At 64.5% G+C, this 12,680-nt stretch carries 9 protein-coding genes and 1 tRNA gene; 3 read left to right on the plus strand and 7 right to left on the minus strand.

Annotated features, from left to right (window positions below; genetic code table 11):
• The 5 genes from I2488_RS13790 to I2488_RS13810 form a co-directional block, all read right to left on the minus strand.
• Positions 1–687, minus strand: a complete 687-nt coding sequence (locus I2488_RS13790; RefSeq protein ID WP_196276393.1) for a DUF6445 family protein — start codon at positions 685–687, stop codon at positions 1–3.
• On the minus strand, positions 684–1,625 hold the full coding sequence (locus I2488_RS13795) for an ROK family protein (RefSeq protein ID WP_343071074.1): 942 nt from the start codon (positions 1,623–1,625) through the stop codon (positions 684–686). Before I2488_RS13795 ends, I2488_RS13790 begins: the two co-directional genes overlap by 4 nt.
• Complete coding sequence (locus tag I2488_RS13800) at positions 1,625–3,172, minus strand: tryptophan halogenase family protein (RefSeq protein ID WP_214652376.1); 1,548 nt, start codon at positions 3,170–3,172, stop codon at positions 1,625–1,627. Before I2488_RS13800 ends, I2488_RS13795 begins: the two co-directional genes overlap by 1 nt.
• A complete protein-coding gene (locus I2488_RS13805) occupies positions 3,165–4,676 on the minus strand; it encodes a tryptophan halogenase family protein (protein WP_196276395.1) in 1,512 nt (503 codons plus the stop codon). Before I2488_RS13805 ends, I2488_RS13800 begins: the two co-directional genes overlap by 8 nt.
• A gap of 118 nt (positions 4,677–4,794) precedes the next feature.
• Positions 4,795–7,803 (minus strand): TonB-dependent receptor, encoded by a 3,009-nt coding sequence (locus tag I2488_RS13810; RefSeq protein WP_196276396.1) that lies wholly within the window; start codon positions 7,801–7,803, stop codon positions 4,795–4,797.
• A gap of 293 nt (positions 7,804–8,096) precedes the next feature.
• Here I2488_RS13810 and I2488_RS13815 point away from each other — a divergent pair, with 293 nt between their 5' ends.
• The 3 genes from I2488_RS13815 (at position 8,097) to I2488_RS13825 (ending at position 10,714) form a co-directional block, all read left to right on the plus strand.
• Positions 8,097–9,680 carry a carboxylesterase/lipase family protein gene (locus I2488_RS13815; RefSeq protein WP_246465674.1) on the plus strand — a complete coding sequence of 528 codons (1,584 nt, stop codon included), beginning with the start codon at positions 8,097–8,099 and terminating at the stop codon, positions 9,678–9,680.
• Positions 9,681–9,716: 36 nt separating this feature from the next.
• Positions 9,717–10,439, plus strand: coding sequence for a GDSL-type esterase/lipase family protein (locus tag I2488_RS13820; protein WP_196276398.1), 723 nt, complete (start codon positions 9,717–9,719; stop codon positions 10,437–10,439).
• Between the two features lie 198 nt (positions 10,440–10,637).
• A tRNA-Pro gene (locus tag I2488_RS13825) sits at positions 10,638–10,714 on the plus strand.
• Positions 10,715–10,754: 40 nt separating this feature from the next.
• Here the strand turns inward: I2488_RS13825 and I2488_RS13830 are convergent.
• Complete coding sequence (locus tag I2488_RS13830; RefSeq protein ID WP_196276399.1) at positions 10,755–12,374, minus strand: FAD-binding oxidoreductase; 1,620 nt, start codon at positions 12,372–12,374, stop codon at positions 10,755–10,757.
• Positions 12,371–12,640 (minus strand): c-type cytochrome, encoded by a 270-nt coding sequence (locus I2488_RS13835; protein ID WP_196276400.1) that lies wholly within the window; start codon positions 12,638–12,640, stop codon positions 12,371–12,373. Before I2488_RS13835 ends, I2488_RS13830 begins: the two co-directional genes overlap by 4 nt.
• Positions 12,641–12,680: the final 40 nt, after the last annotated feature.

Below are 12,680 nucleotides of genomic sequence, written 5' to 3' on the forward strand. Positions count from 1 at the left end.
TCAGGCGACCCGGAAAAAGCAGGTGATGGTCAGGCGTCCGTCGGCAATCGAGACGGGTGGCGGGCGTTGGTTGTCGATCAGGCCGGAATGCAGGACATTGCCCGGATAGAGCAGCATCCTGTTGAACTGCGCCGGGAATGCTGCCGTCTCTGCGAAGATCCGTGAGGGGGCGGCGAAGTACTGCGGCGGGGGCGTGCCGAAGGCCTGAAGGTCGCTGCGCAACTGCTCGAAGTAGGGCGCGCTGCGTTCCGGGGTTATGGACTCGAAACCGGTTCCGTCGTGCCGATAGAAGCCGGTTCCGCCATGATCGCGCGTGGCGAGATAAAGCACGCAGGCAAAGAGGCTGTCCTCGGTCCCGTCGAAATGCGGTAGGCGCTGCGGGGGGCTCAGCTTGTCGGGCGGCGCGCAGACGAGAGCGAACCTTGCCCCCTCGACCTGCACCGCACCGGATTGGCCGAAGACCTCGCGCAGGATCGGTTCTGCGAGAGCAACCAGTTCCAGCTCGAGTGCCGCAGGCAGTGCCGCCCGGACCCCGGGGTAGAACGGCGAGTCCGCCCGGAAGTCGGACCACGCCGCGAGGTCCCGCGCGCGGGCGGGATCCCGCAAGGCATCGTCGAGCGTGACGATCGCCGTCGCTTCGTGGCCCACCCTATGCAGGGTCCAGCGACGGCCGTCACGGCCGGTCACATGGCACCGACCGCTTCCCGTTCAACCTCGAGCGCGAGGGCCATCGCGATGGGACCCAGCGGTCCTGCCATGTTGCCGAGCTGCGGCGCGCGGACGTAAGGCTCGTCGGCCGGCAATTCGATGTAGCCGGCGAGGCTGTGCCGCAGCGCCGGTTCGATCCGCGCGAGGATGTGCGGCTGCTTCTCCATGACGCCGCCGCCAAGCACGATCCGCTGCGGGCCGGTCATGCAAACCATCGCGTGACACATCGAGGTGATCGCATCGGTCACCACGTCCCAGATGAAGTGATCGGCGGCGATCTCGGAAACGTTCTGCTTGCCGAGGCGGACCTTCAGCGCGGTTCCGGACGCAAGTCCCTCGACGCAATCGTTGTGGTAGCAGCAGGCGCTCGGTGCGGTATCGCCGGGCAGACGCGGGACGCGGATATGGCCGATCTCGCTGTGGCCGATGCCGCGGGTCGGCTTGCCGTTGACGATGAGGCCGACCCCTACCCCGGTCCCGACGGTGACGTAGGCAAAGTCGGTCAGACCGCGTCCGGCTCCCCAGGTCATTTCGGCGAGCGCGGCACCGTTAACGTCGGTGTCGAATGCCATGGGCACGCCGAACGGCCGGCTCAGGCGACCGGCGATGTCTGCTCCGGGCCAGCCGGGCTTCGTCGTGGCCAGGATATGGCCGTAATCGGGCGACTTGGGGTCGACGCGGATCGGGCCCATCGAGGCGATGCCCATGGCCCGGAAGCCGTGGGTGCGCCACCACCGCGCGAGGATCTGCTCGATCGCGCCGAGGGTCGTCTCGGCGTCGGTGGTCGGGACAACTTCCTGGGCGACCAGTTCGTCAGGGCCGAACGCCAGGATGCAGATACACTTTGTCCCGCCCAATTCGATCCCGACAAGCGGCTGCGTCGCCTTGGCGGACAAGACTGAAAAATTGGCGTTCATCATGCTTCCTGTAACGATTTGTTCGGCGGGACGGCCTCGCGGGAGAAATTGCGAGCCATGAATTCTGCGTGGAGCGGCGCCTGCGCTGCGCCGGTCGCGATTGCTGCCTTGATCTGCGGGAGTGCGCGCCTGACGGCATCCATGTCGATATCGAGGACGCGACTGTCGCTCTGCGCCGGGCGCAGTCCGAAGGCCTCGAACATCGTCAGCCAGCTTTCCGCCTTGAAGGAGTCCGCGAACCAAGGTTCGAGGTATCCGCACGCCAGATAGCTGTCGATCCGGTCGGACAGCGACTGCGGCAGCGACATGTCGCGGAACTGGCGCCAGAACGCGGTGTCGTTCCGGCTGGAGGCCCAGTAGTGCAGGATGATGAAATCGCGGATGTTTTCCTGCTCGGCACGGAAACGGCGATTGGCCGCCGCGATCTGGCGTGGATCGAACGCGTGCTGAGGATAGAAGTCCATCAGCGTGGAAAGGCCCCGGTGGACGAGGTTTATGCTGGTCGATTCAAGCGGCTCGATGAACCCGCCGGCAAGGCCCAGAGCGACGCAGTTGGCGGTCCAGAAGCTGGCGCGCATTCCCGCCTGGAACCGCAGGTGATTGGGTTCCCCCACCGGCGGTGACGGGAGGCTCGCGAGGAGGCGTTCGGTTGCGGCCTCGGCATCGATGTGGCGCGACGAATAGACATAGCCGTTGCCGATCCGATGCTGCAGCGGGATGCGCCAGGACCAGCCCGCTTCAAGCGCCCGGGCAACGGTATAGGGCGGCAGTTCTCCGGTCGTCGGCGCACTCGGAACGGCCACTGCGCGATCGCAGGGCAGCCATCTGCTCCAGTCTTCATAGGGCGTTTCCAGCGCCTTGCCGATCAGCAGCGCGTTGAAGCCGGAGCAATCGACGAACAGGTCGGCGGCAAGGCGCGCGCCGTTCTCGAGTTCGAGCGCCTCGATCCAGCCATCGGACGGGCGGCGCGAAACACCGCAAATGCGTGCATCGATCTCGCGCACGCCCGCCGACTTCGCGATCCGGGCCAATTGCTGCGCATAGAGGCCCGCATCGAAATGATAGGCGTAGCCAAAGTCGCCGAGTGGCGAGCGGTTGTCCGGCGAGGGTTGCGAGAAGCGCGCGGATCTCGCCATGGCGACAGGCAGCGAGTAGTCGGCGAGATCGAGCCGGTCGCCAAGCTCGCGCGCCCTGTTGAGGCAGTGATGAAACTCGACTTCCTCGAACGGCAGGCCGTAGCCACCGAAAGGATGGAAGAACGATGACCCGTGGCGCACCCAGTCGTCGAAGCGGATGCCGAGCTTGAACGTGCCGTTGGCGCCGGAGATGAAGTCGCGCTCCGACAGCCCGACATAGCGGTTGAAATTCTGTATGTTGGGAACGCTGGCTTCACCGACGCCGACGGTCCCGATGGCGCTCGATTTCACGAGCGTGATAGCGGTCCCCCGCTTCGCGAGAAATCTGGCGAGGCAGGCCGCCGCGCTCCAGCCCGCGGTGCCGCCGCCGACGATGACAATCGACCGGATTGCCGACGCTGGCTCAGACACGTGCGGCAATCGCACAATTGCGGGCAATGAAGTCGGCGTGGAGCGGCGCCTTTCGGGCGGCGGAATCCATTGCAGCGGCCATGTTGGACAGTTCGGCGTTCAGCGCCTCTGCATCGTGATCGTCCGCTGCGGGATGGTGCCAGCCGGCCAGTTCGCCGAGCCCGGAGAACAGCGCGAGCCAGCTGCTGTCACGAAAGAAGTCCGTCGGATCGGCGGGCAGGACGCCTGCGGAACGGAACCGTTCGATCTGGGTCGCAAGCGTATCGGGCAGGTCCATGGTGCGGCACCGGTCCCAGAAGGGTTCACCGTGGCGCCGATTCAGGGCGTAATGCAGGATGATGAAATCGCGGACATGCTCCCAGTGCGCGCGCTGCTCGGCGTTCACGACGTCGCGGATCGCGGGCAGTGCCTCGCGGGTGGGGAAACTTGCCAGCAGGGCAGAGAGTCCCTTCTGCACCAGGTAGATGCTGGTCGATTCCAGCGGTTCGAGGAAGCCGGACGCCAGACCCAGCGAGAATACGTTGTGCGACCAGATCTTCCGCCGGATGCCGGCGGTGAACCTGAGCTGGCGCGGCTGACCGAGCACAGGGCCTTCGACATTGGCAAGGAGCTGCGCGAGGGCCTGCTCGTCGGTGACATATTGGCTGCAATAGACCTGGCCGTTGCCGACGCGGTGCTGCAGCGGTATCCGCCATTGCCAGCCAGCGTCGACAGCCAGCGATCGCGTGTAGGGGGCGGGCGCCAGCCGGCTTTCGCAGGGCACGGCAATCGCGCGATCGCAAGGCAGCCAGTGCGACCAGTCCTCGAAGCCCGTCTCGAGCGCCTGCTCGATGAGGAGCCCGCGAAAGCCGCTGCAATCGATGAACATGTCGCCGGTCAAGGTTCTGCCATCGTCCAGCGTGACGCCCTTGACGTCACCGTCCGGCGCGCGCTCGACCGCGACGATGGTGCCGGCAACGCGTTCGACCCGCCGCGCTGTTGCCCAGTCCCGGAGGTAGGCGGCGACGAGGGATGCATCGAAATGGAAGGCATAGTTGAAGGCATAGGAGCCGGACTTCGACCGCGTCGGCAGCGCGAAAGTGCCATGCTCGGCCATCCGGCTGGCAAGGCAGTATTCGTCGAGGGGGCCTGCCGTGCCGCTCTTGCGCAGGCGTGTCCAGTGATGCCGGAAAGGCGTGCCGAGCAGGGACAAGCCGAAGTCCGCGAAAGGGTGGAAGAAGCTGGAGCCTTCGCCGGACCAGCCGTCGAACCTGATGCCCAGCTTGTAGGTCGCGTGCGTTGCACGAATGAACTCGATCTCGTCGATGCCGAGACGGCGGATGAAGTCGAGGATCTGGGGCACGGTGGCCTCGCCGACCCCAACTGTCGGGATGTCTTCGGACTCGACGAGAGTGATGGTTGCAGCGGGATTGCGCTGAAAGAAGCGAGCGAACATGGCCGCAGCCATCCAGCCTGCGGTGCCACCGCCTGCTATGACGATGTGCTGAAGCCGGGACTGCTCCATGTCGTTCTGCCTCCTCAAGCGTGTGGTACATCCGACTCCGGCCGACAACTCGGGGCAAGTCCCCTTTCGTTGCCGACCGGAGCCGGATTGGCGACCCGTTCCGGGGCTTTCCTACCGATCAGAACTTGGCGCGGACGCCACCGCTGATCACGCGTTCGAACTGGTTGTAGGTATGGCGGAAGTCCTTGTTGAACGCGTAGTTGACCGGGGCTTCCTTGGTGAGGTTCGAGCCGTTGACGAAGACCTGGAAGTTTTCGGTCACGTCATACGATGCGCCGAAATCGAGATAGAGCGTCGAACGCTGGAAGTTGCCGACGCCTGCGGTGCCGGCAGGCGGGTTGAACGACCAGTGGCCATAGGTGCCCTGATAGAGGTCGCTCAGATAGTTGGCGGCGATACGGGCCTGGAAGCGGCTGTCCTGATACCACAGCACGGCGTTGACCTGATGCTTGGCGGTATCGTTGAACGGAGCCTTCGACCCGTCCGCCAGGATCAGCTTCTCACCGGTTGCCGCATCACGACCAGCCTGGCTTGGCGAGTACGTGTAGGTCAGCGAGGTGCCGAGATTCTTGAGGAAGCCCGGCAGGAAGGTAAAGCTCTGCTGGTAGCCGAACTCGACACCGTAGTAGCTCGCACCCTTGCCTTGGGCGATGGTCAGCAACGTCGCGCCATTGCGGACCACGCCGTCGCTGTCCGGGACGAGGATGGTCGAGGTGTTCTGGTAGGTGTAGCTTTCGATCTGCGTCTTGAAGGCACCGAGTGACACGATCGTGCTGTTGTTCGGATACCACTCCGCAGCAACGCTGAACGAACGGGCCGACCACGGATCGAGGTTCGGATTGCCGAGCCGCTGGACCGAACTGACCCTCTGGAACGCCTCGCCGATCTGCGGGGTGTTGTAGAACGTGATTTCACCGCGGCCGAGGTTCTCGAGAGGCTGCAGGGCCTGGGTTTCGCTGTAGGCGGCCTTGACGCGTACCTTCTCTCCGAGGTCGAAGTTCAGGTTGACGCTGGGCAGGGCGCGCGTCCGGCTGGTCTTGGTGTTGATGTCACCAAGGTCCTTGTAGGCCGTGTGGTTCGGGTCCGAGCCGACGATGATCAAGGGATTGAATTCGCCACCACGCACGACGTTCTGGAGAACGTCCAGCTTGGTATTGATGACCCGGACACCGACGTTGCCCGACACGCGGACAGTGTCGGAGAGGTCACCCTTGAAGTTGACCTTGAGGTAGGCGGCCAGCTGCTTCTCGACCACGCCATAGCTGCGGTCCGGGGCTGCGATGTATTGCCCCTCGCCGTAGAGCTCGTCGCGCCAGGCCTCGGGGCTGGTGATCAGGCGGGTGTTGACCATGGGCAGGTTGACGTTGAGCCCGGTGACACCGCCGAAATTGCTGATGGCGCTGACATAGGGCGAGAGCGCGGAGTTATCCAAGCCGTAGACGGGCAGCGGATCGTAGGTCAGCGGGGTGCCGGTGCCGCCGACCGACTTGCCGATCACGTAGCCCGCTTCGGCATACTTGGTCAGGATGCCGCCGCCGAAGCCCGAAGGCGAGAAGTAGTCCTCGCGAACGACTTCCATGTCGCGGTTGGAATAGCGCGCGCCGAATTCGAGCGACAGGGTGTCGTCGGCGTTGGCCCACTTGCCGTCTGCCCGGAAGATGTTCTGCGTCGCCTCGGTGCGCGAACGCTCCAGCCAGGACGAGTGGAGATACCAGGCAGCGGGATTGGACGCGAGCTGTGCAAGCGCATCGCCCACCTCGAAGTTGAGCGCGTTCTTGCCCAGGGAAAGGGCGATCGGATAGCTCAGCGTTTCGGGGATCGAGCCCGGGTTGATGTTGACCGGCGCTCCGCCCGCAGTGCGCGGCAGGAGAAGAGTGCTCGTCTGCTGGGCGACGGTCAGGTCGCGCGAGTCACGCTTGCCGTTGCCATAGACCCAACGGACGCTGCCGGTGAAGCCGTCGGCATTGTCGAAGCGCAGTTCGAGATTGGTGTTGATCGCCTCGGTATCGCGCAGGTTCGACTGGACACCACCGCGCAGCCCGTTGGTCATCGACCTGAAGGACGTGACCAGGTTCGAGCGGCTGGTGATGCCCGAAATATCGAACGAGTTGAGCACCGAGGGCTGGCCGGTGGCCGCCGAATAGGCCGGAAGCCCGCCGCGACCGCCGAAATTGCCGTTCACGAAGAGCTGCTGGCCGTGGGAGTCCTCGTCCATCTTGTTGTAGAGGACGTCGGCAATCAGTTCCACGCCGTCGCTGAGCTTGGCATTGAAATTGTAGCTGAGGCCGAGGCGCTCGCGATCGGTCTCGCGCGAGTTGACGTAAGTGTTCCAGCCATTGGGGATGAGGAAATCGTCGGCGCGATCGCCATCGCCGTTGAGGTCCACGCTGTTGGGCGAGAACCACGTCGAGTATTCGTCCACGTAGTCCAGTTCGACCGACTGGAAGGAACTGGCGAGGCGGCTCTTGCCGTAGGAGAAGGCCAGAGACATGCCGATGTCATCGTTGAAGCGGTAGCCGACGAGGCCATCGACCTTCTTGTCGACGCCGCCGACCATGCTGCCCCAGGCGGCCTCACCGCGGACGTTGACGGTCAGGCCATCCTTCAGGGTCAGCCCGCGAATGGTCTGCAGATCGACCACGCCGCCGACGCCGCCGTCGGTGATGCCGGCATGCTGCGACTTGTAGACGACCACCCCGTTCACGAGGCTTGCCGGAATATCGATGAAGTTGGCTTCGCTGTTGACGATCGTTTCGGCGTTGATGAAGCGCTCGCCGTTGAGGGTGCCAAGCACCTGCGGAGCGCCGCGAATGACGACCCTGCCGCCTTCACCGGCGGTTCGGGAAATCTGCACGCCGGGAACGCGCTGAAGTGAGTCGGAGATGGTCACGTCGGGCAGCTTGCCGATGTCTTCGGCAACGATGGCGTCGGCAATTTCGGCCGTCTTGCGCTTGACGTCGATGCTGCGCTCCTGCGCTGCGCGCACACCGGTGACGACGATCTCATCATTCGTCACTTCATCGGCCGGCGGCGCGGCTTGCGCCAAAGCCGACGCGGAAAAAGCCAATGTCGATGCCGAAACCGTGCCGAGCAGAATCGCCCGAGCAAGTGGTGAACCACCCTTCATTACAAACCTCCCTGTTACTCGCTCCATTGGCCACGTCGCAGCAATGAAGCCAGATTCTCATCCTCGGCGGGTAGCGTCGCCTCGCTCCCATTGATTAAATATATTTGCTTTATTAAATGCTCGGTTGTCAAGCCGCTTTGGGCGAGGCGCATTTTTTCGTTTCTACAAAGGCATAACGGGCACGGCTGCGGGACTGATCGGGAGAAAATGCGATTCGTCTCGTCGGGGATCCTGATCTGGACCTGACGCCGGGCAGTGGAGAGGACGATGCGATGACGTGGGCAGGTGCCGGAATGCCGGGCCGATGGTGGAAGGGCGCAAGCGCGTCGGCGCGTGCGGCCTCATGCGCGGCAGCCTTGCTGGCCGTTGGTCTGCCCGGGCCTGCTGCGGCGGACCAAAGGACTGGTGAGACGGCAGTGCCCGACCGGCCGGTCGTTCGCACTTCGGTGGGGCCGGTTGCCGGGCGCCTCGACGCGGAGCGGACGCTGCGAATGTTCCGGGCCATACCCTATGCGGCGCCACCAACGGGTGCGCGGCGCTGGCGACCGCCTGTCCCTCACCCGCGCTGGTCGCGTGAGCGGGATGCGACGGAACGAGGCCCGGCCTGCATGCAGAACGATTACGGCTGGAATCGTCAGGACCTGCAGAACATGTCCGAGGATTGCCTGACTCTCGACATCGCGACGCCGCTGTCTGCTCCAGCGGGGGTGAAGTTGCCAGTGATGGTTTGGATCCACGGCGGATCGAATCGGGCAGGTTCGAGCGGAGACACGATCGCCGGACGCTTGGCAGACCAAGGCGTCGTGCTCGTCTCGGTCCAGTACCGGCTGGGGATCTTCGGCTTTCTCGCGCACCGCGGGCTCGCACGCGAGCAAGGAGATGCGAGCGGCAATTACGGGCTGATGGACCAGATCGCGGCCTTGCGATGGGTCCGGGAGAACATCGCGCAATTCGGCGGAGACGCCGGCAATGTCACGCTGTTCGGCGAAAGCGCGGGGAGCCAGGACGTCTCGCTGTTGCTGGCATCGCCGCTGGCGTCGGGACTCTTCAGGCGCGCCATCCTGCAAAGTGGCACGCCCGGGTTCGGCATGACCGCGCGCAGCCTGTCGGATGGTTTGCGCCTTGGCGACCAGCTCGACGGGCTTTTGCCGCGCTCAAGCCGACGCCGAAATCTGGACCGGCTGCGCGCGCTGCCGGCAGCCGACCTGCTCGCCGCCGATCTGAAGCTGCGCGATCCGGCGATCTGGAACCAGGACTACCTGTGGCTCAGGACCACGGTCGACGGCCGGGTGTTGCCGCGAGCGCCAGCGGAACTTCTCGCTGCGGCAGCGCCGAGACCGGTGATCATCGGCAGCAACCGCTTCGAGTTCGGACCGGCGCCGGGGACGATCGACGTCGCCCGGCATCTGCAACACTGGTTCGGCGCGAATGCCGAAGCGGCGGGCAAGCTCTATGCCGCCGAGACGGGCCCTGCCACGCGTCTCGGCCCGCTGGAGGCCCGGATCGAGACCGATGCGGTGTTCCGCTGCCCCGCCAACAATCTGGCCTACCTTCTCGCCCGCTGGCGCTGGCCAGTCTGGCGCTACGAGTTCGATGTCGGTCCGGTCGGGCCGGATGGAAGCGAAGCGCTGACCACGCACGGCGGAGAAATCCCCTACGTTCTTGACCGCAGGCCGATCGGGACTGGCGCTGGCGTGTTCCATCTCCAGGACATCTGGCTCAGCTTTGCCCGCGAGGGCGTTCCCCGCACCCCCTCAGGCACGATCTGGAGCCGCTACGACGCCGGTTCGAAAGCGTTCACGGCGATCACGCGTAACGGCATGGCGCGCAAGGCGAGCCTGAGAGCGGAAATCTGCGCATTGACCGACCGGATTTGAGAAACCTGGCAGAAAGCCGCAATACGGAGTTCCTGGATGTTCAGACTTGACCGCCGCACTGCCCTCGGCGTGGTCGCCGGTGCCATGGCCGCCCCTGCCCCACTGTCTGCCGAGGAAGCGCCTCAGGCGTGCAGTTCTTCGAAAGGCTATCCCGCAAATCCGGACGACTGGGCCAATCTCGCCCGCTATGCCGAAGACAACCGCCGCCTGCTTGCGACTGCGGCGCGGCCGCAGATCGTCTTCATCGGGGACAGCATTACCGAAGGTTGGCCGCAGAAGTCCGCGGACTTCTTCCCGGCGGGCCGGGTTGGGCGCGGGATCGGCGGACAGACGACGCCGCAGATGCTCGTGCGGATGATGGCAGATGTCGTCGCGCTGCGCCCGCGCAAGGTGCACATCATGGGCGGAACCAACGACATCGCGGGCAACACAGGGCCAATCGATCCCGCCCAGACCCGCGACAACATCAGCGCCATGATTGCCATTGCGCGCCAGCACGGCATCGACGTCCTGCTGGGGTCCATTCCGCCCGCTGCCAGCTTCCCGTGGCGGCCAGGACTGGACACGATCACCGAGATCCGGAACCGCAATCGCCTGCTGTCCGAACTGGCGAGAACACGGAGCGTCCGCTTTGTCGACTACACTGCCGCCCTTGCAGACACCGACGGCACGCCGCACCCGGGAATGACAATCGATGGGGTGCATCCCGATGTCGCCGGCTACCGCGCGATGGAGAGGGTTCTGGAGCCCCATCTGTGACGGGATCTTCCGGATGCTGATCGGACGGCGCCGCGGATCTGCACCTGCCGGCGCGCTCCGGCAACGCGAACAGAAATTGACAGGCCGCCTCCTACCTGCCATGCGCCGCCACCTTGGCTGGTGACAGTCAGGTCGATCACCCGGCCACAAGCCGAGCGACGAATCCCAAATCCACCGGAAACGGCGGATTCTCCCGGTCGGGGAGTAGCGCAGCCTGGTAGCGCATCTGGTTTGGGACCAGAGGGTCGTAGGTTCGAATCCTATCTCCCCGACCAATTTTCCCGAAGCGATGGCACTGCGAAGTTCCGCCCCATGTCAGGCGATTCCCTGCTTGCCGGGCGAAAGGATGTGGTTGGGGTCCAGCGCCTGCTTGAGCCGGGCGTTAAGCGCGCGGTTGGCCTCGCCATATTGCTTCGCCACCAGATCCATGGTGTTGACGCCGGTGCGGTAGCTGGCCCAGCCCCGCTCGCCGAAGCGGGTGACCATTTCGCGGATGCAGTCGTCCGCCTTCTTCTCCTCGACAGGGTCTTCCTTGTCATACTGGATGAAGATCAGGTGGTGCAGTTCGCGACCGCCAATGGCGTAGGCGACCGAGTAGTCGAAGCCGTATTTGCCCAGGATTTCCTTGGCGAGTTCGGTCTGCTGCTGCGTCTCCACGCCCTTGGCCGGAGCAACCGGCGCAAAGCAGCACATCCCGCCGCCGCGCCAGCGCATGATGCCCTTCTCCTCCAGCGTCAGTTGGCCGGACATCAGGTTCTTGTGATGCTCGAACCACAGGTTGCCGCCCATCTCCTTCTCGGTCAGCACCTCGCCGCCGGAAGCCTCGAACGCGCGGCGCACGATAGGTTCGACCGCTGCGATGATCTCGTCGGTGCCGTAGAGCGCGAAGTAGGTGTTCCACATGCCGAGGCCGTGCTTTTTCGCGAAATCGCGCACAACGTCGTCGGGGATGCTTTCCGGCTTGTCCCACAGCTCCTCGCGGCGGTGGAACATCGCGATCTGGTAAGCCGCGCCCATCATCAGCACGACGTTGGGAATGAGGTTGTTCATGCGGAACGGGCGCATCGCATCGACGATCTTGGCGACATCGCCCATCTCGTTGTGGCGCACCATGAACGGCTTGAATGCGGGCGGCTTTGGCATGAGCCAGAAGCCGAGCTTCGTCACCACGCCGAAGTTTGACTGGGTGAAAATGCCGTCGATATAGGGTCCGTAGCCCCACTTGAACGCCTGCCAGGTGGTCGAGTTCTTGACGCTGCCCATGCCGGTGCGCACCACCGTGCCGTCGGCCAGCACCACTTCCATGCCGCACTGCATGAAGAAGTGATCGCCATAGGGGGTGTAGCCCACCCCGCGTTCCAGCGTGTTGCCGAGCGGCGAGACGATCGGGCCGACAGTGGGCACGTCGAGCCAGAACGGCAGGTTGTGCTCGTCAAGGTAATCGCGCAGGTCCTGATAGGTGACGCCCGGTTCCACCAGCGCGGTGCCGAGTTCGGCATCGATCTCGATGATGCGGTTCATCCGCTTCAGGTCGAGGATCATCTGGCCACTGCTGGCAGGCGTGGCGCAGCCATAGCCCATGTTCTTGCCGGTGGAGACGGTCCACAGCGGGAGCTTGTATTTGTTGGCAATCTTGAGGATCGCCTGCACTTCTTCCACCGAGGCCGGGGCGACAGCGCCTGACGGCACGTGCTCGTGCCGGGGATCGGGCGTGAAACTCTTGGCATAGGGCAAGGTGCTTTCGGGATCGGCGAAGACCCATTCCGCTCCCACCACCGCGCGCAGTTCCTTCACCGCAGCGGCAAAGACACCCTTGTCTAGATGAGCCGGCAATTGGCGCGGGCCATCGAGCGGCGAAGCGAAAGCGCTCGATCCCAGCATGGCGGCACCAACGGCACCGGTCCGGATCACATCGCGACGGCTGATACCGGTCATTCGCCCTTCTCCTTGGGATCGGCCTTCGAGGCATTGAGCCACTTCGCGAGCGCCTTGAGTTCGGCATCGCTGATTTCGGTGGGGCGGAAGGCAACCATGCTGCGCGGGCCGGTGCGGACATATTGCTCGATCACGTCGACCGGCAGGCCGCGCCCGCGAATGATTGGTGCGACATGCTGGCCATGGCAGTAGCCACAGGTCTTGGCGTAAACAGTCTCGGGCGGACGCGGGGCAGGCGCGGCGCTGGCAAACCCAGAGCATGTCATGGTCGCTACAGATACGGACGCAACGACGTGGCCGGCAAAT

The sequence above is a fragment of the Novosphingobium jiangmenense genome (assembly GCF_015694345.1).
Lineage (GTDB): Bacteria > Pseudomonadota > Alphaproteobacteria > Sphingomonadales > Sphingomonadaceae > Novosphingobium > Novosphingobium jiangmenense.

What these genes read in the sequence shown, in the direction of transcription:
- I2488_RS13810 (WP_196276396.1), bottom strand. Translation starts at nt 7,803, where the DNA reads ATGAAGGGTGGTTCACCACTTGCTCGGGCGATTCTGCTCGGCACGGTT.
- I2488_RS13830 (WP_196276399.1), bottom strand. Translation starts at nt 12,374, where the DNA reads ATGACCGGTATCAGCCGTCGCGATGTGATCCGGACCGGTGCCGTTGGT.
- I2488_RS13805 (WP_196276395.1), bottom strand. Translation starts at nt 4,676, where the DNA reads ATGGAGCAGTCCCGGCTTCAGCACATCGTCATAGCAGGCGGTGGCACC.
- I2488_RS13820 (WP_196276398.1), top strand. Translation starts at nt 9,717, where the DNA reads ATGTTCAGACTTGACCGCCGCACTGCCCTCGGCGTGGTCGCCGGTGCC.
- I2488_RS13835 (WP_196276400.1), bottom strand. Translation starts at nt 12,640, where the DNA reads ATGACATGCTCTGGGTTTGCCAGCGCCGCGCCTGCCCCGCGTCCGCCC.
- I2488_RS13815 (WP_246465674.1), top strand. Translation starts at nt 8,097, where the DNA reads ATGCCGGGCCGATGGTGGAAGGGCGCAAGCGCGTCGGCGCGTGCGGCC.
- I2488_RS13795 (WP_343071074.1), bottom strand. Translation starts at nt 1,625, where the DNA reads ATGAACGCCAATTTTTCAGTCTTGTCCGCCAAGGCGACGCAGCCGCTT.